A 20,941-nucleotide genomic window follows, 5' to 3' on the forward strand; every position below is an offset into this window, starting at 1 on the left:
AGAGCATCATGAGAAGAGTGAAGCCCCAAACAGCGAAGGAGGAGTTGGGAAAAGAGCATCATGAGAAGAGTGAAGCCCCAAACAGCGAAGGAGGAGTTGGGAAAAGAGCATCATGAGAAGAGTGAAGCCTCAAACAGCAAATAAGGAGTTGGGAAAAGAGCATCATGGGGAGGATGAAGATCCACACAGTGTAGGAGGAGTTGAGAAGCGTGCATCATGAGGGAGTTGAAATCAAGTGCATAAACCGAAAAAAGTATCTAACAATACATAGATACCTTTTCTTTTGGCAGGTGTTTATCATTGAATGTAAAGTTATTTTTGAAGCTTCTTTTTTAGGTGTAGTACCATTACTCAGCTTTATTGTCCTTACATATTTTGTTATGACCGAAACAACCCTTCGAATAGATGAAGAAATCATAACCTATGTTCGTACACTTAAACACCCTATTGTAACAAAAGGAATGAAAGCATTAAGCTTTGTTGGAAATACATGGCCCGTTATTATCATCTCCATCTTATTGCTCTCACTTATTTATAAGCTATATCGAAAACGAGATGAAGTCATTTTGTTCATTATTGTGTCGCTCGGGTCAACTGGAATCAATCAACTATATAAATATTCGTTTAAAAGAGAGCGACCTTTATTCGAGCCGCTCGTAATGGAATCAGGTTATAGTTATCCAAGCGGACACTCTATGGCTGCCCTTACTTTGTATGGAATTGTTACGTTTTTATTTTGGAGGCATATTAAAAGCGCGCTTGGGCGAACTTTGTTAGTCATCTTTAGTACAGTTATGATCCTTGCTATTGGGACAAGCAGGGTTTATCTCAGAGTGCATTTTCCAAGCGATGTGTTAGGAGCTTATTTATTAAGTGGCTTTTGGCTCTTTTTGACAATTTGGGTTTATCAATACATAAAAGAAAGGCAACACAATCGAAAAATAAAGAGGGACTTCGCATAATCAGTGAATAAGGTTCTGTATTGTTCAGGGGACGACCAATTTAATAGTCAGGATATGTGACTTAATTAAATTCTGAATCCTCCCAGAAAAAAGAGCAAAGATGATTGAATTTCATCCTTACTCTTTTCTTAGCTATGTTTTATTAGTTAATTAAAAAGGAGAGAAGGGGAAGGACCTCAATCCCATCCTAGTATCCTATTTTGATAACGTCCAAAGTATTTTTTCTACTAATAAATTCGAGACTTTTTTGTTCAACATGCCTTCCTTTGTATGGGCTGGAGTAAAGCAGCAAACCTTACCTTTTTCATAGAAATGCTTCCAGCCTGCGATAGAATCGCCATCAACACCTGTACTCCAAAGGTCGACTTCTGTGTTTTCTACATCACAGTGGACAAAATACTGCTCATCGGTAAGGAGGAATGTATTTCCCCCGCTCTTTTCATTTTCCTTCAACATGTATGTAACCTCTTGAAGTCCCGGTGGGTGATAGTCAAAAGATCCTCGTAACATTTGAATATAATTGCTTTCCCGTTTATATCCAGCCATCCCAGCATGCCAAGCTAGCACACTGCCTCCTTCTTTAACGTAGGTGGCAAGCTTCTGGTCCAATTCTTCTGTTAACCAAGTAATGACGTGTTCATCCTTAGGGTTTAGTTGATTCATTTTTGCATTGACCAATAAGTCGGGTTTCTCATCTAGAGCTTTGGAAACTTCCTCGTGAGTAATATACTGAAGGTGAACGTCTTTTTTGTTTGGCATTCTGTCAATTGCAGCTTCCAAACCAACTTTGGCATCATCTCCAGCATGCCAGTAATCGCCTACTAGTGCTATGATCCTAATCAATTTTATCTCTTCTTACCAGTTTAGTTTATTTCCTTGATAATCAATGTACATGTGTTCATTTATCGCAGGGGATTTTAAAATTTGCTCCATAATCCCAGTCGCTGATTCGATAGCATCAATCGTTGCATCAGGATTAAAGTCACCAAAAATATACGTCTTCACATAACCTGGATGGAAAGCTAATACTTTGATTCCATATTCCGCTAATTGGTTTTGTAAGATCGTTAATTGCATATTTAATGCAGTTTTTGACATGCAATAGCCATACTCTTTCTTTCTCCAAGAATCTGCTAAACTCCCAGCTTCTGAAGAAATATTTGCTAGGATCTTACTATCACCTTTCATTAATAATGGAACGACAGACTTGGATACACGTAACGGGCCTAAGGCATTGGTGTTATAATGAGCTATCATATCGTCATAATTAAACTCTCCGAATATATCTTCAGAGCGATCCTTATAAATAGCAGCATTGTTAATCAAAATATCTAATTGGCCGGCATGCTCTTTAATATAGTCCGCGGCCTGATCCACAGATTGCTGATCGGTAACATCTAATGTAAAAATATGTAAATCATCACAATGATCCTTCTTTAATTCATCAAGCTCAGTCCAATCCGTCATGTATCGACCAGCAAAAACTTTGAAATTAGATTTCAAGAAAACCTTTGACAGAGCTAAACCTAACCCTCTATCTGCGCCTGTTATATAAATTGTTTTTCCATTGAGTATGAAACCTCCTGCATTTTAAGTAAGTGCTTTCATCTGTGTAAAATTCTCCATTGATTACGGTAATTCCTTGTGGTTTTTAAGAATAGTAGGAAGTGGAGAAGAAGAATGGTCTAAAGGTTAATTAATAAAAAATAGTACTCGAAAATAAGAAAGTTCAGGTGTAACACTTATTGAATATATTTATAAACAGATAAGTTTTATGATTTAAATTCGGAAAAGAACGTAACGAACGTCGGAGATAGCAGGCACATGGAAGGGGGATGTTTATAATCGATTATTTATTTAACACAGCCAAAAGAAAAAGAACCAAATTCTCTTATAAGAATCTGGTTCTTTCAGATCTAATCTTTGAGGGGGACGACTATTGTGAGATCGTGCTTCCAATTAATTACGCAAGTCTCACCTTAAAGTCCTCATAGCCAAACTCACGCACAATACGGTAATCTCCATCTTTATCTTTCAGAGCAATCGCTGGTAATGGCATTCCGTTAAAGGTTGTGTTTTTCACCATTGTGTAGATCGCCATATCTCCGAACACTAATCGATCTCCGCTTTTTAATGGGTCGTCAAATGAATATTCTCCAATCACATCACCAGCAAGACATGTTTGTCCACCTAGTCGATATGTAAATGACTTTTCGCCTTTTTCACCTGATCCTAGAAGAGGAGGGCGATAAGGCATTTCAAGTACATCTGGCATATGACATGTAGCAGACGTATCAAGGATGGCAATATCCATACCGTTTTGAAGGGTATCAAGAACCGTTGTAACTAGATATCCAGCGTTTAGTGCAATCGCTTCTCCAGGCTCAAGGTATACTTCTAAATCGTATTTCGTTTGCATTCTCTTAATACATTCTTCTAATAATGAAATGTCATAATCTTCTCTAGTAATGTGATGGCCGCCGCCAAAGTTGATCCATTCCATTTGTGATAGCCAAGGGCCGAATTTTTCTTCAATTGCATTCAGCGTTGTTTCTAAATCGTCAGAGTTTTGTTCGCAAAGAGTGTGAAAATGAAGCCCAGAAACACCATCAAGCAACTCTGGACGAAAGTTCTTAATCGTAACACCAAAGCGGGAACCAGGAGAGCATGGATCATAAATCGCATGCCCAACCTGTGTAGAGTGCTCAGGATTGATACGCAAGCCGACTTTTTTACCAGCTTGAAGTACTTTGTCCTTAAACTTTTCTACCTGCGAGAAAGAGTTAAAGATAATATGGTCACAATATGAGATGATTTCGTCAATCTCATCATCACGATAAGCTGGGGCAAAGACATGATTTTCTTTCCCAAATTCTTCATGACCAAGTCTTGCTTCATATAACCCGCTTGCTGCTGTCCCGCTTAAATACTTCCCAATAAGGGGGTACATCGTCGACATCGAAAAAGCCTTTTGTGCAAGGATGATTTTCGCACCTGTCCGCTCCATGACTCCGTTTAAAGTCTTTAGGTTCTTTTCCAGAAGACTTTCATCTACTACATAACAAGGTGTTGGTAATTCTTCAAAACGCATCTTAACGTACAGTCTCCGCTTCTTTGATCGGCTCATTATCGACAAGTTCTGGGTTTAAGCTTTCTTTCCAAGGTAAGCCCCACTTGTTTAATGCTTCCATAAATGGATCTGGATCGAATTCTTCAATATTATAAACGCCAGCTTTATTCCATTTTCCAGTCAAAATCATCATAGCACCGATCATGGCAGGAACACCTGTTGTATAAGATACTGCTTGTGAGCCTACTTCATTGAAGCACTCTTGGTGGTCACATACGTTGTAGACGTAGTATGTCTTTTCTTTTCCATCTTTTTTCCCTTTGAAAATACAACCGATGTTTGTTTTTCCTTTTGTACGTGGGCCAAGAGTAGATGGATCAGGTAGTAATGCTTTTAAGAATTGAAGTGGAACAATTTCTTTCCCTTCATATTCAATTGGCTCAATTGAAGTTAAACCAACATTTTCAAGACATTTTAAATGAGTTAAGTAGCTCTCGCCAAATGTCATGAAGAAGCGAATACGTTTAATGCCAGGGATATTGACAGCAAGAGATTCAAGCTCTTCATGATATAATAAGTACATATCTTTTTCCCCGATTTCTGGAAAGTTGTAGACACGTTTGATTTCCATTGGGTTCGTTTCTACCCATTCGCCGTTTTCCCAGTAACGTCCGTTTGCAGAAACTTCACGGATGTTGATCTCAGGGTTAAAGTTCGTAGCAAAAGGATAGCCATGATCGCCTGCGTTACAGTCAAGAATATCGATGTATTCAATTTCATCAAAGTGATGCTTTAGGGCATGTGCTGAAAAGACACCTGTTACACCAGGATCAAATCCGCTTCCTAAAAGAGCAGTGATTCCAGCTTTTTCAAAACGCTCGCGGTAATCCCACTGCCATTTGTATTCAAACTTTGCCGTATCTTCCGGCTCATAATTCGCTGTATCCAAGTAGTGCGTTTTTGTTGCAAGGCAAGCATCCATAATTGTTAAATCTTGATATGGCAACGCTAAGTTCATAACGATATCTGGCTTTACCTCTTCAATTAATGCGATTAATTCATCAACATTGTTTGCATCAACTTGTGCAGTCGTAATTTTCGTTTTCCCGCCATCAAGTTTCGCTTTTAAATCATCACATTTTGACTTTGTACGACTTGCAATACAAATTTCTTCAAATACCTCGCTGTTTTGAACACATTTGTGGATGGCTACAGATGCCACTCCACCACAACCAATAATAAGCGCTTTTCCCATTATCCTATCTCCTAACTAAATAAATTTTACAAATGGAAGAGAAGTCTTAATAAACTCTTAGAATGTCTATACCCAAAGATTTTATGGGTATAACCTATCAAGAAACGTTTGAACAACAAAAAGCAAGTGCCAAACGCATGATTGCGCACAACACTTGCTAAGATATTAATAGTCATAAATATTAAAAAGCATAGGAATTCCTGACAAACGTCATCTGAATACGTCTGCTACCATAAAAGTCCAAGAACATTATGATAGAAAGCTCTTTAATATTTCAAATATCTTAATTGGATCAGAGTCTATATAGCAAATAATTACTTTTTAGCACTCTTATTGACCGTTTCACAAGTTGATGTGCAAAATGCACTGGTTGTAAAGTAACCAACTTATAAAATTTGAGCTTTTAACTCAATCAATAAGGCAACTAAGTTGCCAGTCGGCTTTGACCAGCTGTCCGTATGGCTTTAACTTACCGTTTGTAAGTGGTCAAAATTATCTGCTTGGAAAGACCTGATTTCAGTAAAATTTAGCTCTCCAAATAATGCTTCTCTAGCGTAGCAACATCTAATCAAAATATCAATAGGGATATTGAAAAAAAATAAAAAAATCCAACTGGGAATTTTATCCATTTAAAGCGTAAGTATTGCACAACTTGTTAATGGAACAAGTGATCATATATAGTTAAAGCTAGTCGTCTAAATGTTTGACGGCTAGCTTTATCTTTAAAATCATCCTGATACCAGCAATCGAGTTTCATTTTATTCATTCAAATTTCGTGGCTGGGGTTTTATTTTTTATAAATTATACTTAATGGTAGGTGTATTTAATGGTAACTAAGCAAGAAATTCGCGAGTTGAAATGGGAATATCTAACAGAGAATAAATTAGGGAGATTTCCCTTTCCATTACAAAATCGCATTCCAAATTTCAAAGGTGCAGAAAAGGCGGCGAATTTTGTAACAACTATGCCTGAATATGAAAAAGCAAAAGTAATTAAGGTTAACCCAGATGCTCCTCAACTACCAATCAGAGCACAAATTCTAAAAGACGGAAAGCTCCTACTCGTGCCTACACCAAGGCTAAAAGCTGGGTTTATCATGATCAGGCCAGAATGGGTTCCTGCTGGTGAAGAAAGAAAGGCAGCTAGTCTTTCTCACATGAAATCATACGGAAGAGAAATTGCGCTTACTGAAGTTCCAAAAATTGATCTATTTTTCGTTGGCTCTGTTGCGCTACATAAAGACGGTAGAAGAATTGGTAAAGGCGAAGGGTATGCAGATAGGGAATATGCCATTATGCGAGAACTCGGGAACCCGGATGTTCCAGTAATAGGCACTGTCCATAGTGCACAATTAACAGATGTCGATATACCAAGGGATCCGTTTGATCTAACAGTTGACTGGATAGCAACTGAAGACGAATTAATCAAAACCAACTCCCCTTATAAGAAGCCAACAGGAATCCAGTGGGAATTAGTAACTGAAAGTGAATTTGAAGAAATGCCTGTATTAAAAGAGATATGGGAGCTTACAAAAGGCTAACTTTTCTTTTTAAAAAAAGGTGGAATTGTCCTGCCCTTTTAAACAATTACCAAAATAACACAAGCCTAATTCCATTGGAACTAGGCTTAGCATTGTTACTTCTTAACCACAGGTATCCAAATTTCACTCTTCTCCTCTTTGCTTGCTAGTATTTCTGGAGCTTCTGCATGCTCATACCCAGAAGAAGGGAACCACTCTGAATATATTCGTCCCCACATATCTTGGACTCGATCCCAATCTCCTTCTATCTCGAATACAGCCCATGAGAGAGCAGGAATGTGTAGTTCGGCAAAATGAAGGGGAGATTCCTTTGTAGTTGCAGCGGCAATATAATAATCCAGTTCCCCCTGGTTTGTTTGGTCATCTGAAAAATTTGCGCAAACATTAAGCAAACCACGAGGTTCGATATTGGAGATTTGTTCAATCTCATTGATTGTGTGATCACTTATGGTTTCCCACATCTCAACAATCTCAGGATTCGTTCCACCCGGAACTAATTTGATCTTGTTTTTTACTCCTACTATTTTAAATGCACCCATTTCTTCCAAACGGTAATTCAATTCGGTTCCTCCCTTTATAGTTAATTGGAAGGTCATGCGAGGATAAGCTTTTAGTGAATGTCCATTCGCCCTAGCTTCTGATGGAGTGACTCCATGAAGGTTGAGAAATGCCCTCGCAAAGGAGTCGGGTGAATGGTAGCCATATGTGATTGCTACATCAATAACCTTCATGTTCCGGTCTTTCAAATCAAATGCTGCAAGTGTGAGGCGTCTTCGTCGAATGTATTCCGAAAGTGTCACCCCGGCAAGAAATGAAAACATTCGTTTGAAATGATATTCAGAGCATTGTGCTAACCTCGCCACTACTTTAAAGTTAATCTCGCCTTTTAAATGTGCTTCGATGTAGTCAATGGCTCTATTCAAGTTTTCTAGCGAATCCATACCGATGACCTCCCTTTCACAAAAAGAGTAACAAAATATCCATCTAGCAACCCGATCTTTCGTGCACAAATATGTAGGGTTATTATTTTAACATAATCTGATGTTGAAAAAGTGACATATGTGAAACCTGCTTCTTCTAAAAGCGTATATATAAGGTAATAAAAAGGGGGGAAAGGCACCCAATGGCAGCCCAAAATAGGGCCAGTAGAGAGGTGCGTTTTTTTCTTTAAGAGTTTTGTTTCCTTTTATACCCATTACTGGGACTGGGAATGTTAATATGAATAGAGTAGATCACACTTTTATGGGAGCTCATTATTTCACCTCTAAGTTCAATAGAGTTATTGAACTTAATTTGAAAGTTGGTGCTTGAATATGAATAAAAAAACAAGAGCGAAGATTGGATTAATAGGATCACTGATTATTTGTCTCTTTGGGGTATATCGTTTACTAGTAGAATTTCCAATTGATATTTCTCTAGTTGCTGTTCCAGTAGCATTTGCAGTTTCAGGGTTTATAGGTGTTATTACTAACCTTAAAACTTTAAAAAAAATTGAATGAGTCTATTTCCATTTTGTTTTAAAGAAGCAGCATTAAATTTTATTAGTTAATAAAAAACTAGCATTCTAACTAAGTGAAATTATAATATAATTCCAAAAAAAGTTGTGAGGGGGAACTTATTTGAATGTTATCATTCGTGAGATGCACCATGAAGATATTCATCAAGTACAAGATGTGGCGAAAACAACATGGAATATAACTTATGAAGGAATCATTCCTCTAGAGGTGCAAAAGAATTTCTTAAAAGCAGCTTACAATGATGAAAGGATGAAACACCGCTTAGAACACTCTGTTCTTCTTGTAGCCGAATCCAAGTGTAGAGTTGTTGGCTTTGCTAATTTTTCTACAGTAAGAGAAGATGGAAAAGTTGAGTTAGGTGCAATTTATGTATATCCAGATTATCAAGGCAAAGGAATTGGTTCAGCTTTGTTACAGCAAGGAATGAACGAGTTAGATGGTTTAAAAGAGATTTATATAGACGTAGAAAAGGAAAATGTGATAGGGAAGGTCTTTTATGAAGCAAAAGGCTTTGATGTTGTTAAAGAGTTTGAAGATGATTTCGATGGACATATTTTAAAAACAGTGCGAATGGTTTTAAAAGTCTAAGCTACCGGTGTGCGTTGATTCAATAAGGGGTGGCACTTATTCTGGCGTAGGTATTGTACTAGCAAGTCAGTTACTAAAAAAAGGCTTAAAAGTTAGCCTAAGTTACGAGAAACAATGGTACATATAATAGCATCATTTTTCATCAATTAAGTGCAATCCTTGAATAAGCATTGGATTGCACTTTCTTTAGTAAAGAAGCGGAAAAATTGAAGATGAGTAACTGGTTCTTTAGGAAGCAAATTAATTTTCTTTAAGGAGAGTTTTAATGACTGATAAAACGACATTAGATAATTTTGAAGAATATAATGACCCTATTTTATACGATAAGGAAAATAATATATATCTAGAGGATATTATTTTTTTAGAAAAATGGGCATCAAGAACAGAAGGACTAATTATTGATTTAGCTTGTGGTACAGGTAGAGCAACTATACCTTTAGCAAAGAAAGGATACAAACTAATAGGCGTGGACCTTCATAAAGGTATGCTAAATGAAGCAAGAAAGAAAACGTCTAATCTAAATTTACAAATAGATTGGATAACACAAGACTGCTCTAAGTTAGATTTGAATGTAAAAAGTAAGTTAATCTATTCCGTAGGTAATTCGTTTCAACATTTCCTCACAAATGATGCTCAAGATGGGTTGTTAATGTCAGTTAACAGGCATTTAGAAACTAAAGGGATATTTATTTTCGGTACAAGATTTCCAAGTGCGGAGGAATTATTTCAACCGAGTAAAGAGGAATATTGGAAGACTTATATAGATACGGAAACTCAAAATAAAGTAGATGTATATACGATTTGTAGCTATGATCCCTTAAATCAAGTGCAGCATAATACAACAATTAGAAAATTTAAAAATATGCATGAAGAGGTAATCAATGAAGTAAGGACAAGTATAAGCTTACGTTATGTATTTCCTAAAGAAATGGAACGGATTTTAACTGTTCATGGTTTTGAAATAATCAATGTTTACGCAGATTGGAATGAAACTCCTCTAACAGAAGATAGTTATCAAATGATTTACGTTTGTAGGAAAATTACAAGATAAATAAGTATTTTAGTTTTTTGTTGAAATGGGGAACGTTTATGAAATAAGAGCAGTTGCTTCTTTACCGAAAAAAATAACAGCCAATCAGATCTAACCTGATTGGCTGAAGGTTATTGCTTATAAAGATAAGGAATGTCCTGAGCTGTACCCGTAATAAGTATTATTTATTGAAAAAATTAGCTTCCCTTTCTCAAATAAAGCTTAAAGCATCTTTTAAATCATCAAGTAAATCATCGACTTCCTCAATCCCTACCGAATAGCGAACAAGTCCCTCTGGTATTCCTAATGCAGCGCGCTCTTCGGGGGTATTTTCAATATGGCTTGTTGTTCGAGCTGGACCTACTGTTGTTTCGACTGCACCAAGGTTAGCGGCCTTATTCGCAAATTTTAATCTAGGTAAAAATTTGCGAACCGAATCTAACTCTCCTTTAACAGCAAAGCTTAACATTCCACCGAAGCCCCGCATTTGCTGCTTAGCAATCTCGTGATTAGGATGTGTTTTTAATCCAGGGTAAAATACTTTATCTACCTTTTCGTGTTTTTGTAAAAAGCGTGCAATCTTCTCGGCACTTTGACATTGCTGTTTAACCCTTAAATGTAGCGTTTTCATTCCACGTAATAGTAAATAGGCAGCCATAGGATCAAGACTAGCACCGTTTATTTCACGATAATGAAAGATTCTTTCTATTAGAGTCCTATCATTACTACAAACTACCCCACCTAGTGCATCAGCGTGGCCTCCTAAGAACTTAGTCGCACTATGAATGACTAAGTCAACACCGAATTCAATAGGGTTTTGAAGGATAGGGGTAGCAAATGTATTATCGACAAATACAAGGGCGCCAATTTTATGAGCGACTTTGACCATTCGTTCGATGTCTGTAATTTTTACTGTCGGATTTGTAGGGGTTTCTAAGTAAAGAATTTTGCACCCTTTTTTCACTTCAGCTTCAAGGGTTTCGTGATTTCCTGTTTCGCAAAGGGTAACGTCTATGTTAAGTTTTGGGAGAAATTCTGAGAAAATCTTATTCGTTCCACCATACGTGTCTTTTATAGATACAATACGATCTCCTGGTGACAGCACTGTGGCTAAAGAGTTACTAATTGCAGCCATGCCAGTTGAAAAGCTAGTGACCGCTTGGGCATTCTCTAAATTTTTCACTTTGTCTTCAAAAGCTTGAACAGTTGGATTCGTGTTTCTTCCATAAATATGACCAGGCTTTTTACCAGTGGCAACTTGGAACCAGTGATCAATGTCATCATACCCGAATGAGACGCTATGGACAACTGGTACTTGTGTTGCTCCATGTACTAGGTAGTCTTTTTCTCCTGCCCAAACTGATCGAGTCCCCAAACTAACATGTTCTTGCCTTTTCATTGCAATCACTCCTTCGAAAAAGTAAAAGCTTCATAATTGGTAAGAAACTACTTTGCTATAAAGTCAATTCGTGAGGAAAGTGAATATAGCAAAACCAATTTCGGGTTAGGGGCTGGTTTTTGCCATCACTATCCTCACGAACGAACTCATAAAAAATAGGGCTTACAAATGGTAAGCTCTATTTTTATAAAAGCTGAATTCTATAAAAACGATATATATTCGTTGCTTTTTTTACAGGTTGAGAAGCAAGTTTTACTTAATATTAAATTTACTAATATGATATATCTTATTGCCTTATAAGTGTTCTTACCAATATAGAAGATAGATAATTTCTATGCTGAAATGAGATTGAAATCAATAAACCTTAGAAACAAGAGTAGTATTAAACTTAGTAAAATCAAATAAATAAAAGCAACCGAAAATTAATTGATATTTCGGTTGCTAATGCTTATCTGTTATTCAAAGATTCATGGGCACTGATAAACACAAAATAAAGCTTTCAAACAGCGTTGTTTTCTTGCCAAAAAGTCGCATTAATTTGTCTGGGATTAATCTTAGATGCGCGGTATTATTTAAATTTCTTTTAAACAATACTTTTCTTAGTATGACCACTTACAAAAATTCGTTTACTTCTACCATCCAAAGTTAGTAAGAATATTTCTTTAATACTTTTAAATCCGTGGCTTTCAGCTTGCCCCTGTAGCCATGCAGTAGTAAGGCCTAACTTTTCTAAATTTGCATAGTTGATCTTCCCTTCTAAGATAAGTACCGAAGGATATCCTTTCTCAGGGGGAGCTTTCATCATATCGTTAGGTGTTAAAGAGTCATATTTGGATTTTTTTATAACGCTAATCTGTCCATTAGGTTCTAAGATGGCATAATCAATCTCCGTTAAATCGCTCGCTTGGTTTAGTCTTAAATCCATCATAAGTGATTCAACCGTAATTTTTGCTTTACGCATTTCGTCTACCAAAATGTGGCCTTTATTAATGATAATAATTGGTTCCGCCTCTACGATACGCCTTATCCTTGCGTTTTTAAGAGCTAAGTAAGATAAGGTAAGGTGTAACCCAGCAATAAATGAAGCAGCAGCCAAGGGACCGCCGAGCGCAATATCTCCACTTGATAAAGGTTCGCCAACTACATCCCCTATAATAACTGCAAAAATAAAATCAATGGGATGAAATGAAACCATCGAGCGTTGACCTAGGATTTTTACTACCATAAAAATGTAAATATATATAATAGTAGCTCGTATGATAAATCCGTATATAGGCAAATCCTCTGCACCATTCCAAACCTCCACAACTTCCCCTTCTTTCTATTTAATTCATATTATTACCACCATGTCCCTTTTGCCCTTTTCTATACCAAGCAACTAAAGAAATTATCTTCGTAATTCAGGTAACGGGCTGATTTCTAGAAATAAGGTGGTAGAGGGTGTTTGAAAAGATATTAAAGTAAGCATTTAATTGTTAAAAATGATATTATTAAACCATTAAAAAATGAGAACAGAGAAAGAAAAGATGGTAACTGGAAAAGTATACAATCCTGTTGTGCTAAAATTATCAAAGGAAGGAAGAGAAGACAGGAAGGGAATATGGAAACCACGATTAGAAAAGTTGATAAGCAACAAGTGTGGGAATTAAGGCATCAAGTTATGTGGTCAGATAAACCTTTTGATTATATAAAATTAGAAGATGATGATTTAGGTTTTCATTTTGGTCTTATTAAGGAAAACAAATTGATTTCTGTTGTTTCACTTTTTATAAACAATGAAGAAGCCCAATTTAGAAAATTTGCAACTCTTCAACAGGAACAAGGGAAAGGGTATGGAAGTGCCTTGTTAGATTTTGTATTGAAGGAAGCGAAGATCCGTGGCGTCAAGAGAATTTGGTGTAATGCCAGAAAAAATAAGGTTGATTTTTATAGAAAGTTTGGTTTACAAGAGAGCAAATCCAGCTTTATAAAAGACGGGAAATCCTACGTTATAATGGAGAAATATTAGTAATTAATAATTAGTGGCTACCTTATAATTGAAGCAACTCCAGTTAAGGTTTTGGAAGTTCTTACTGAGCCGATATAGCAGAAAATCAACTACAATTGTAGTAATACCACCACTTAGTTTGTTTCGCTACGTGAATCGATAGCGGAACGTGGTAATTTTTTTAGGAGGGAACACAAAATGGAAGTCTTTGAAAAATATTTAGCAGGTATCGATAACCCTGACCATCGTGACCGATCAGAAGAAAATTTTGACGTGGGTTGCAAATGAATTCCCAAATTTGGAACCACAAATCAAGTGGAATACTCCTATGTTTTCCGATCACGGCACATTTATCATTGGCTTTTCCACAGCGAAGCATCATATGAGCGTTTCACCCGAAGAAGTAGGAATTGCGCACTTGGCTGATGACATTGCACAAGCAGGCTACAGCGCTACCAAAGGATTGTTTCGAATTCCGTGTAAGGAGCCGGTGAATTACGAATTGCTCAAGAAAATGATTAAATTTAATATTGAGGATAAAGCAGAATATACGAAATTTTGGCGGACATAGAAAAATTGGGGAAATGGTTACAGAAAACTAAAATAAGTTTTAGAGCCTTTTTTAATGCTGATTTTGAGTGTTTTATTCTTGATATATACTGATAAATAAGGTATAGTTTTGTTACATTATTGAAAGGAGGGTTATTAAAAATGATGCATGCAGGAAGATTACGCCAGAAAACTTTGAACAATAAGTAACTTAATATGTTCAAAGGCTCTGTTTTCATAAAGCAGAGTAAACGGGAGTAGTCTGCACATTTTTAATAATCTTCAACGGGAAAGTATACACTTTTTTATGTGAAGAAGGCAGAATACATCTGTCTTTTTTTCGTATGTCTTTTTTTGCTTACACAAAGAAGACGTCTATTGGATATAGCCTCGTTTACTCGTAACCACAGACAGTAGCCGGTCTGTGGTTTTTTGGTTACATTCCTTTAAATTCCACAAAAAAGGGAGTGTGAAAATGGAACAAAGATTGAAACTGATTTATTAATTGGACGACAACTATAAAATGAATATTTGGAGGGAATGAACATGAATACACTTAAAGTTAAACAATTAGCAAATTTTAAAGAACTAGATATTTTAGAAGACACGATAAAAATCAATGAGTCTGGTGTTGACTTTCGAGTAGCACATGCCAAAGATCAAAACGGAGATAAATGGATACTCAGGATTCCACGTAGACCAGAATCTATGAGACATTCCATACAAGAGAAAAAAGCGTTAGAACTCATTCATAATTATGCAAGCTTCGAAGTTCCCGATTGGTCTATCTTCTCAGAGGACTTAATTGCCTATAAACAACTAAGTGGAGTTCCGGCCGCTACTGTTGACATTGAACAACAAGGGTATGTATGGAGTTTTGATGAAACCAATGTACCATTTGAATATTATCAATCATTAGGAAGAGTTTTAGCCGATTTACACTCATTACCTCAACAAGAATTTAAAAATTTCGGTGTGGAAATTCTTAGTGCTAATGAGTTAAGGGTATCCATGAAACAGCGAATGGAACGGGTGAAAGAACAATACGATGTCAATCAAAATTTATGGGACCGCTGGCAATCATGGCTAGCTGAAGATTCTCTTTGGCCATCTCATGTAGGGGTAAAACATGGAGACCTCCATCCAGGTCATACCTTGATTGATAAGGACAATTATGTAACTGGCTTAATTGATTGGACAGAAGTGGGGATAGCTGATGTGTCTGTAGATTTCATGTCGCATCACCTACTCTTTGGTAGAGATGGACTAACTAAGCTAATCGACGCTTATGACAACGCAGGGGGAAAAACTTGGTCAAGAATGGATGAGCATATTGTCGAACTTCTTTCAACAAGTGGCATCACTGTTGCCGAATACGCTAATGTCTCAGGTATGAAAGACATGCATGATGTAGCTGCACAAATGCTTGCAAGTGAAAGTTATCTTGGCTACTGTCACACTATGCTAGAATGATTGAAGGTGATTCAGAATGAAGTGGGAAGATGTGTGTCAGGCATTCCTAGACAGGGATATTCAATAGTGGCTGTTCAAACTTAAATAAATGAAAATAGTAATTTCTTATGATGCCCTTCACAAAAGTGATGAATGATAAAACAAAATAGAGAAGATAGGGAAAAGTCCTTCATAAAGCTGATGAATGACAAAACAGACTAGAAATACAGGGGAAAAGTCCTCCATATAGCCGATGAATGACAAAACAGAACAGAAATACAGAGGAAAAGTTCTTCATAAACCAATATGAATTATTTATATTGTGGATAGCCACTTCTTCAACTAATGAATGCGTTCCTGCATAAAACAGGGACGCATTTTCTTTTTGTGACACACAAAAGGAAGTTAATGTTAAACTCAAAACAACGATGATGTAAGTAACGAGCAGATCTTTTTAATATGAAGGAGAATGTGGAAGTGAACAGGTTTCTTTACAAATCTTTAATAAATAAGAGAGGGGAAAGTATGTTTTATTTTAAAATTAATGATAATTCTGAATTACGTTTGTTAGAACTAAGGCATGCAGATAATCTTTTCAAGTTAACAGATAAGTCAAGAGATTATCTCAGGGAATGGCTGCCTTGGGTTGATTCCACAAAAGAGATTAGCAATTCAAAGGAGTTTATAGAAGGTACACTTAAGCAATTTAGTAATAATAATGGCTTTCAAGCTGGTATTTGGTATAAAGGCGAATTAGCCGGAGTAATAGGGCTACATGGTATAAACTGGGCTAATAAATCAACTGCAATTGGATATTGGTTAGGTGAAGGATTTCAAGGTAAAGGGTTAATGACCAGTGCTTGTAAATCAGTTATAGATTATTGTTTTAATGAACTGAATTTAAAAAGAATAGAAATTCGTGCAGCAACGGAAAATCATAAAAGCCAAGCTATTCCTGAAAGGCTTGGCTTTCAAAAAGAAGGTTGTATAAGAAGTTCTGAATTTTTATATGATAGATATGTTGATCATTTTGTATTTGGTTTAATAAAAGAAGATTATAACCGACTTATATAACAAAAGAGTGCGTTGATTAAGATAATCAACGCACTCTTCAACTCTGTGGCAACTGCATGACCTAGAAGATTAATGCAATTACTCGACATTTTTATATTGTTTTATTGTTGTAAATACAACAATAAAAGGTTAAATTTAACATGTGGCATCTATGTTGCATTTGCAACATAAATCTATGCTGAGGAGGTAATTATGAAGGAAATTCTTCGTGAAATTGGAATGATAGCAAGGGCATTAGATTCTATAAGTAATATAGAATTTAAAGAATATGACTTAACAAAGGGGCAGTATTTGTATCTTGTACGGATATGTGAAAACCCAGGAATCATTCAAGAAAAGTTAGCTGAGATGATAAAAGTAGATCGAACAACAGCAGCGCGTGCTATAAAAAAACTTGAAATGTTTGGCTTTATTGAAAAGAAAGAAGATAAACATAACAAAAAAATCAAAAAACTTTTCCCAACAGAGAAAGGAAAACATGTTTTTCCTTTTATAAAAAGAGAAAATGATTATTCCAATACCGTTGCATTAAAGGGATTTTCCGAAAGAGAAGTGGAAGCCATTTTCGATCTTCTTCAAAGAGTAAGAAAAAATATAGAGAAAGACTGGGAATTTGTAAAAAAGGGAAACAAGAGAAATTATTGATTATTGAAAGGGGCGATGTACGAAGATGACTGAAATAAAAAAGTGCAACCGTGAAGATTTACAAATACTCCAAGAAATAAGTATTGAAACATTCAATGAAACATTTAAAGATCAAAATTCACCTGAAAATATGAAAGCCTATCTGGAAAAAGCATTTAATTCTAAACAATTGGATAATGAATTATCCAACCTTTTCTCGCAATTCTTTTTTGTTTATTTTAATAGAGAGGTTGCTGGTTATTTAAAGGTTAATACCAATGACGCTCAGTCTGAAGAAATGGGTGATGAATCACTTGAAATTGAAAGGATTTATATAAAGAACAAATTTCAAAAACATGGGCTTGGTAAATATCTGCTAGATAAAGCTATGAAAATTGCGGTGGAACGTAATAAAAAGAAAGTTTGGTTAGGCGTATGGGAAAAAAATGAAAATGCTATTGCTTTTTATAAAAAAATGGGGTTTGTTCAAACTGGAGCCCACTCTTTTTATATGGGTGATGAAGAACAAGTGGACTTTATTTTGACCAATACACTCAAATAACTTTTTTGGAAGGTATTCTTATGTATATTCCCTCATATTTTAAAGCCACAGAAACAATGAATTACGAGATTATGAAAGAATTTAGTTTTGCGACTCTTTTTTCAGAGCATAATGGAATGCCTTTTGCAACTCATTTACCGTTACTTTTGAATAAGGAGAATACATACTTATATGGACACTATGCTCGTCCAAATCCTCAGTGGAAAGATATCGAAAATCAAACCGTTCTAGCTGTTTTCCACGGTCCTCATTGTTATATCTCCCCATCCTGGTATGAGACGAATAAAGCAGTACCAACTTGGAATTATGTAACCGTTCATGTTTACGGAGAAGTCGAGCTTTTAGAGGATGAAAATGAGTTAATGGATTCCTTACATGAATTGGTAGTGAAATATGAAACTCCTGACAGTTCATACAGTTTGAGAGATGTGGATCCTGAGTTCCTCGCTGGCATGAACAAAGGAGTTCAAGGTTTCAAAATAAAAATCAATAAGATAGAAGGAAAAGCTAAACTAAGTCAAAACCATTCATTAAAGCGACAAGAGCTAGTAATTAATCAACTAGAACAAATTTCAAATACTGATGAGCAACAGATTTCTTCATTAATGAAGGCAAATCTAAAAAAGCATTAGTTTCATGTTATTTACGAACGAGAGCGATGATTGAAAACAAAATAGTTTTTAAGAGGGGAGATTCATCAGTTTCCTTTTCGTATGTTAAAGTAATTATTGGAAGGAGGATGTGGAGATGAAAAGTTTAGTTCCGATTTCACTATTATTATTAACTCTGTTGCTTTCTGCGTGTTCCGATGAGGAAGTTATTAAGCACGATTATTTATTTACAGGAGAAGGACAATATTGGGAAGCTGAGTACATTTATGAAGGAACAGAGATATGGGGAGAAGAAAATAATAGAACTACCTACTCACATGAAAAAAAAGATACATTTGTACTTACATTTAAAGGTTCTTTAGATGAAATGCAATCAATAAAAAATCTTGATTATTCTTATCAAACATCAGCTGGAGGAAGTAGTGTTAGCAGGGAGTTTGACCAACGGCCTAATGATATTTCATTTAGAACAAGTGGTGGAGGCACTGGAGCTAAAATCAACAAAGATGAAACCATACCTGTAATTGTTAAATGGAATGGTTCTGAAGAATCATTTGAGCTGATAAATAAAGCAGATTAAAAAACAAGTCTTTTTTATCTATCAATATGATAGCACACATCAGTAGATAAGATTGATGTGTGCTAGTTTTTATGTACTTTTATTTTTAGAAATAAATAATAAAAGTTGAGTAAAGATAGCCAGAATAGGCAATTCCAATAATGGTCCTATAACTAATGTCAAAGATATTAATGGTTGGTCTGGAAATGCGGTCATAGCAATTGCTAAAGCGATTGGCGAATTTCTTGCTAAAGTTGTTAAGCTTAAACTTGTTTTGTCGGAGTTCGGGAATTTCATAAGCTGTCCAATTTTCTGACCAACGAAGAAGTTTACAATAAAAAATAACAGAATAGGTATGGTAATTTGCCACATTAAATCTAAATTATCAAGCAATAATTGCCCTTGTGAAGCAAACATAGCAACGATAGCAAGACTTAGAAAAATAATCGGTAATACGCTGAGATTGGATAAAAGATTATCTCTTAACTGCTGCTTATTTTTTAAAAACATTTTTGTTAGAAAAGCTAAAACTAATGGTATAAATAAAACAATTAAAATACTTTCCATTAGAAATGAAAGCTCTTTAACTCCTGTTGTTCCACCAAAAATAAGAAGATAAATAGGTAGCATAATGACTTGTAAGATTAAGTTTAAAGGTAAGATTGCCGTTGATAACGCAACATTTCCTTTTGCTATCCCTGTAAAGATTAAATACCAGTCAGTGCATGGTGTAACCATAAGCATAATAAATCCAATATACAATGCTGGGTTATCACCTAAAAATACCAGTGCCAGTAGCCATGCTAGGAGAGGTGTCCAGACAAAGTTTATAATGACTGAAGTGTAAGTAAACTTGATGTTTTTAAAAGCTTTTTTTATTTCTTCAATAGGAATTTGTAAGAAAATAATATAAAGCATCGCTACTAATAAAGGAACAATAAAGCTTTCAGCATTAGCTCTTATAAATTCTACTTGCCCTATACCTATACCAGTAATTACAGCTAAGAAAATAATAAGAGTATATAGTTTTTCAAATAAGTTCATTGTATAACACAACCGGCTAAAAATAATTTAATGCATATGTAATTTTACCATAGTTTTATTACAGTAAGTTTTGCTTATGGAAATAACGGTGCGAATAATAGACCAGATTCATAGGTTTTCCACGCTTGAAGTATAAATAATGAAATGGAAAACGGAGCTTCGTCTTTTAAAACCATACTAAATAGAATGGTTTTAACTACAGCAATAATTTATTAAGACAAACCCAACAAGCTAAGGGAAAATTCCAGGGTTCGGTAAGAATTGCCCTTACTTCAATAGTCATTTATTACGGTCATTGACAACTATTTTAAGGCTTTATTCCATACCTATTTTAATTTAGTGAAAATTTTTCCATTATTTAACTCACACCAATCTAATTCGGGATAAGTTTCCTTCTTTCCATATTTTTTATAAAAAGCTTCCTTATTTTCGAATACTTCCATTAAACCTTTTTCTAGTAAGGTTAGCATTCGATAAGTATTTAATTCGAAAACATTAGAAATAGCTATCAATTCACCTATATGAATATTATTGGTAATATCTTTCATTATGTCCTCTCCTTATAGAAAAGATCCAATGTGGCTCAACGACACATGCCTTCCTCTAACTGTTGTAGTGGATCGTGGAGTCGTCCAAGGTTCTTATCATCCATGATCACCATAATCAAATCTAATTAAAACATCTTAAAGTATTCACCAAAAGTGTCGAAGTTATTAGGATAATAATTACAAAAAATACATAAAGGTATGTCTTTCCAAAATAAGCGTTCGGTCATAAATGATGGGTAAAGTTTTTTGCGTGCAGGGTAGTTTAAGAAACTTTTAATAAAGGATTTACGTATAGGTAGTTAGAAGGTTTTTTGGGAGGGAGTTTTTAATGTTATGGAGTAAACCAAGCTGTACTTTTTGTGAAAAAGAAATAAAAGGGGATGACGTAGTTCTTGTGAAAATACGTTATCCAAAGCAAAAAGGCCTCACTGAAATTAAGGCAAATTTAAGAAATGAAGGCAAATTTATTTGGGAGGAGTGTTTTAATAGTCAATCAAAATAAACCTAATTAATCTAACGGATGTGATAGCGCATTAAGCCGTCAAAAGTCTCATTCAACACATTGCAGAA

Annotated in this window: 22 protein-coding genes and 1 pseudogene; 14 read left to right on the forward strand and 9 right to left on the reverse strand. The window is 35.5% G+C overall.

Translation table 11 applies throughout. The features are described 5' to 3' along the window. Window positions 1–209 precede the first annotated feature (209 nt). Entirely contained in the window at window positions 210–962 is a 753-nt protein-coding gene (locus SAY88_RS09285; protein WP_332631261.1) for a phosphatase PAP2 family protein, read from the forward strand. Window positions 963–1,157: 195 nt separating this feature from the next. Here SAY88_RS09285 and SAY88_RS09290 read toward each other — a convergent pair whose 3' ends face one another. The 4 genes from SAY88_RS09290 to SAY88_RS09305 form a co-directional block, all read right to left on the reverse strand. Continuing rightward, window positions 1,158–1,805 (reverse strand): ThuA domain-containing protein, encoded by a 648-nt coding sequence (locus SAY88_RS09290; protein WP_332631263.1) that lies wholly within the window; start codon window positions 1,803–1,805, stop codon window positions 1,158–1,160. A gap of 12 nt (window positions 1,806–1,817) precedes the next feature. Beyond that, window positions 1,818–2,537: an SDR family oxidoreductase gene (locus SAY88_RS09295; protein WP_332631426.1), complete on the reverse strand. Its 720-nt coding sequence runs from the start codon at window positions 2,535–2,537 to the stop codon at window positions 1,818–1,820. A gap of 388 nt (window positions 2,538–2,925) precedes the next feature. Next, entirely contained in the window at window positions 2,926–4,053 is a 1,128-nt protein-coding gene (gene nspC / locus SAY88_RS09300; protein ID WP_332631266.1) for a carboxynorspermidine decarboxylase, read from the reverse strand. A gap of 1 nt (window position 4,054) precedes the next feature. Continuing rightward, entirely contained in the window at window positions 4,055–5,287 is a 1,233-nt protein-coding gene (locus SAY88_RS09305; RefSeq protein ID WP_332631269.1) for a saccharopine dehydrogenase family protein, read from the reverse strand. An 826-nt stretch (window positions 5,288–6,113) separates the two neighbouring features. Here SAY88_RS09305 and SAY88_RS09310 point away from each other — a divergent pair. Further along, window positions 6,114–6,827 carry a 5-formyltetrahydrofolate cyclo-ligase gene (locus SAY88_RS09310; protein WP_332631270.1) on the forward strand — a complete coding sequence of 238 codons (714 nt, stop codon included), beginning with the start codon at window positions 6,114–6,116 and terminating at the stop codon, window positions 6,825–6,827. 95 nt (window positions 6,828–6,922) lie between these two features. On the opposite strand, the gene SAY88_RS09315 is transcribed toward SAY88_RS09310, so the two are convergent. Beyond that, window positions 6,923–7,768 carry an AraC family transcriptional regulator gene (locus SAY88_RS09315; RefSeq protein WP_332631273.1) on the reverse strand — a complete coding sequence of 282 codons (846 nt, stop codon included), beginning with the start codon at window positions 7,766–7,768 and terminating at the stop codon, window positions 6,923–6,925. 372 nt (window positions 7,769–8,140) lie between these two features. Here SAY88_RS09315 and SAY88_RS09320 point away from each other — a divergent pair, with 372 nt between their 5' ends. From SAY88_RS09320 to SAY88_RS09330, 3 genes are all read left to right on the forward strand, one after another. Then, the gene (locus tag SAY88_RS09320; protein WP_332631276.1) at window positions 8,141–8,326 is read left to right on the forward strand and encodes a hypothetical protein; all 186 of its coding nucleotides are present in this window, start codon (window positions 8,141–8,143) and stop codon (window positions 8,324–8,326) included. 120 nt (window positions 8,327–8,446) lie between these two features. Further along, window positions 8,447–8,932, forward strand: a complete 486-nt coding sequence (locus SAY88_RS09325; RefSeq protein ID WP_332631279.1) for a GNAT family N-acetyltransferase — start codon at window positions 8,447–8,449, stop codon at window positions 8,930–8,932. 265 nt (window positions 8,933–9,197) lie between these two features. Next, entirely contained in the window at window positions 9,198–9,983 is a 786-nt protein-coding gene (locus SAY88_RS09330; protein ID WP_332631280.1) for a class I SAM-dependent DNA methyltransferase, read from the forward strand. Between the two features lie 190 nt (window positions 9,984–10,173). Here the strand turns inward: SAY88_RS09330 and SAY88_RS09335 are convergent, their stop codons facing one another. After that, entirely contained in the window at window positions 10,174–11,361 is a 1,188-nt protein-coding gene (locus tag SAY88_RS09335) for a cystathionine gamma-synthase family protein (protein WP_332631281.1), read from the reverse strand. Between the two features lie 583 nt (window positions 11,362–11,944). Continuing rightward, window positions 11,945–12,667 carry a DUF421 domain-containing protein gene (locus tag SAY88_RS09340; protein WP_332631284.1) on the reverse strand — a complete coding sequence of 241 codons (723 nt, stop codon included), beginning with the start codon at window positions 12,665–12,667 and terminating at the stop codon, window positions 11,945–11,947. Between the two features lie 294 nt (window positions 12,668–12,961). Between SAY88_RS09340 and SAY88_RS09345 the strand changes: the two genes are divergently transcribed. From SAY88_RS09345 to SAY88_RS09380, 8 genes and pseudogenes are all read left to right on the forward strand, one after another. Continuing rightward, entirely contained in the window at window positions 12,962–13,369 is a 408-nt protein-coding gene (locus tag SAY88_RS09345; protein WP_332631286.1) for a GNAT family N-acetyltransferase, read from the forward strand. Window positions 13,370–13,546: 177 nt separating this feature from the next. Beyond that, window positions 13,547–13,919: pseudogene (locus SAY88_RS09350) on the forward strand (iron chaperone). Window positions 13,920–14,443: 524 nt separating this feature from the next. Beyond that, window positions 14,444–15,370, forward strand: a complete 927-nt coding sequence (locus tag SAY88_RS09355; RefSeq protein WP_332631288.1) for a macrolide 2'-phosphotransferase — start codon at window positions 14,444–14,446, stop codon at window positions 15,368–15,370. Window positions 15,371–15,874: 504 nt separating this feature from the next. Then, window positions 15,875–16,423, forward strand: a complete 549-nt coding sequence (locus SAY88_RS09360) for a GNAT family N-acetyltransferase (protein WP_332631428.1) — start codon at window positions 15,875–15,877, stop codon at window positions 16,421–16,423. A 192-nt stretch (window positions 16,424–16,615) separates the two neighbouring features. Then, window positions 16,616–17,068, forward strand: a complete 453-nt coding sequence (locus SAY88_RS09365; RefSeq protein ID WP_332631291.1) for a MarR family winged helix-turn-helix transcriptional regulator — start codon at window positions 16,616–16,618, stop codon at window positions 17,066–17,068. A gap of 25 nt (window positions 17,069–17,093) precedes the next feature. Beyond that, window positions 17,094–17,609, forward strand: coding sequence for a spermidine/spermine N(1)-acetyltransferase (paiA, locus tag SAY88_RS09370; protein WP_332631293.1), 516 nt, complete (start codon window positions 17,094–17,096; stop codon window positions 17,607–17,609). Between the two features lie 20 nt (window positions 17,610–17,629). Next, a complete protein-coding gene (locus tag SAY88_RS09375; protein ID WP_332631295.1) occupies window positions 17,630–18,241 on the forward strand; it encodes an FMN-binding negative transcriptional regulator in 612 nt (203 codons plus the stop codon). A 115-nt stretch (window positions 18,242–18,356) separates the two neighbouring features. Beyond that, entirely contained in the window at window positions 18,357–18,800 is a 444-nt protein-coding gene (locus SAY88_RS09380; protein WP_332631297.1) for a hypothetical protein, read from the forward strand. A gap of 69 nt (window positions 18,801–18,869) precedes the next feature. Here SAY88_RS09380 and SAY88_RS09385 read toward each other — a convergent pair whose 3' ends face one another. Beyond that, window positions 18,870–19,823: an arsenic resistance protein gene (locus SAY88_RS09385; RefSeq protein WP_332631299.1), complete on the reverse strand. Its 954-nt coding sequence runs from the start codon at window positions 19,821–19,823 to the stop codon at window positions 18,870–18,872. Window positions 19,824–20,149: 326 nt separating this feature from the next. Then, on the reverse strand, window positions 20,150–20,371 hold the full coding sequence (locus tag SAY88_RS09390; RefSeq protein WP_332631301.1) for a hypothetical protein: 222 nt from the start codon (window positions 20,369–20,371) through the stop codon (window positions 20,150–20,152). Between the two features lie 328 nt (window positions 20,372–20,699). Between SAY88_RS09390 and SAY88_RS09395 the strand changes: the two genes are divergently transcribed. Next, window positions 20,700–20,873 carry a Fe3+ hydroxamate ABC transporter substrate-binding protein gene (locus tag SAY88_RS09395; RefSeq protein ID WP_332631303.1) on the forward strand — a complete coding sequence of 58 codons (174 nt, stop codon included), beginning with the start codon at window positions 20,700–20,702 and terminating at the stop codon, window positions 20,871–20,873. The last annotated feature ends 68 nt before the right edge of the window (window positions 20,874–20,941 follow it).

The organism is Halalkalibacter flavus, assembly GCF_036663575.1.
GTDB classification, from domain to species: Bacteria; Bacillota; Bacilli; order Bacillales; family Bacillaceae_D; genus Halalkalibacter; species Halalkalibacter flavus.

What these genes read in the sequence shown, in the direction of transcription:
- nspC (WP_332631266.1), bottom strand. Translation starts at nt 4,053, where the DNA reads ATGCGTTTTGAAGAATTACCAACACCTTGTTATGTAGTAGATGAAAGT.
- SAY88_RS09305 (WP_332631269.1), bottom strand. Translation starts at nt 5,287, where the DNA reads ATGGGAAAAGCGCTTATTATTGGTTGTGGTGGAGTGGCATCTGTAGCC.
- SAY88_RS09310 (WP_332631270.1), top strand. Translation starts at nt 6,114, where the DNA reads ATGGTAACTAAGCAAGAAATTCGCGAGTTGAAATGGGAATATCTAACA.
- SAY88_RS09315 (WP_332631273.1), bottom strand. Translation starts at nt 7,768, where the DNA reads ATGGATTCGCTAGAAAACTTGAATAGAGCCATTGACTACATCGAAGCA.
- SAY88_RS09320 (WP_332631276.1), top strand. Translation starts at nt 8,141, where the DNA reads ATGAATAAAAAAACAAGAGCGAAGATTGGATTAATAGGATCACTGATT.
- SAY88_RS09330 (WP_332631280.1), top strand. Translation starts at nt 9,198, where the DNA reads ATGACTGATAAAACGACATTAGATAATTTTGAAGAATATAATGACCCT.
- SAY88_RS09335 (WP_332631281.1), bottom strand. Translation starts at nt 11,361, where the DNA reads ATGAAAAGGCAAGAACATGTTAGTTTGGGGACTCGATCAGTTTGGGCA.
- SAY88_RS09345 (WP_332631286.1), top strand. Translation starts at nt 12,962, where the DNA reads ATGGAAACCACGATTAGAAAAGTTGATAAGCAACAAGTGTGGGAATTA.
- SAY88_RS09355 (WP_332631288.1), top strand. Translation starts at nt 14,444, where the DNA reads ATGAATACACTTAAAGTTAAACAATTAGCAAATTTTAAAGAACTAGAT.
- SAY88_RS09360 (WP_332631428.1), top strand. Translation starts at nt 15,875, where the DNA reads ATGTTTTATTTTAAAATTAATGATAATTCTGAATTACGTTTGTTAGAA.
- SAY88_RS09365 (WP_332631291.1), top strand. Translation starts at nt 16,616, where the DNA reads ATGAAGGAAATTCTTCGTGAAATTGGAATGATAGCAAGGGCATTAGAT.
- paiA (WP_332631293.1), top strand. Translation starts at nt 17,094, where the DNA reads ATGACTGAAATAAAAAAGTGCAACCGTGAAGATTTACAAATACTCCAA.
- SAY88_RS09375 (WP_332631295.1), top strand. Translation starts at nt 17,630, where the DNA reads ATGTATATTCCCTCATATTTTAAAGCCACAGAAACAATGAATTACGAG.
- SAY88_RS09380 (WP_332631297.1), top strand. Translation starts at nt 18,357, where the DNA reads ATGAAAAGTTTAGTTCCGATTTCACTATTATTATTAACTCTGTTGCTT.
- SAY88_RS09385 (WP_332631299.1), bottom strand. Translation starts at nt 19,823, where the DNA reads ATGAACTTATTTGAAAAACTATATACTCTTATTATTTTCTTAGCTGTA.
- SAY88_RS09390 (WP_332631301.1), bottom strand. Translation starts at nt 20,371, where the DNA reads ATGAAAGATATTACCAATAATATTCATATAGGTGAATTGATAGCTATT.
- SAY88_RS09395 (WP_332631303.1), top strand. Translation starts at nt 20,700, where the DNA reads ATGTTATGGAGTAAACCAAGCTGTACTTTTTGTGAAAAAGAAATAAAA.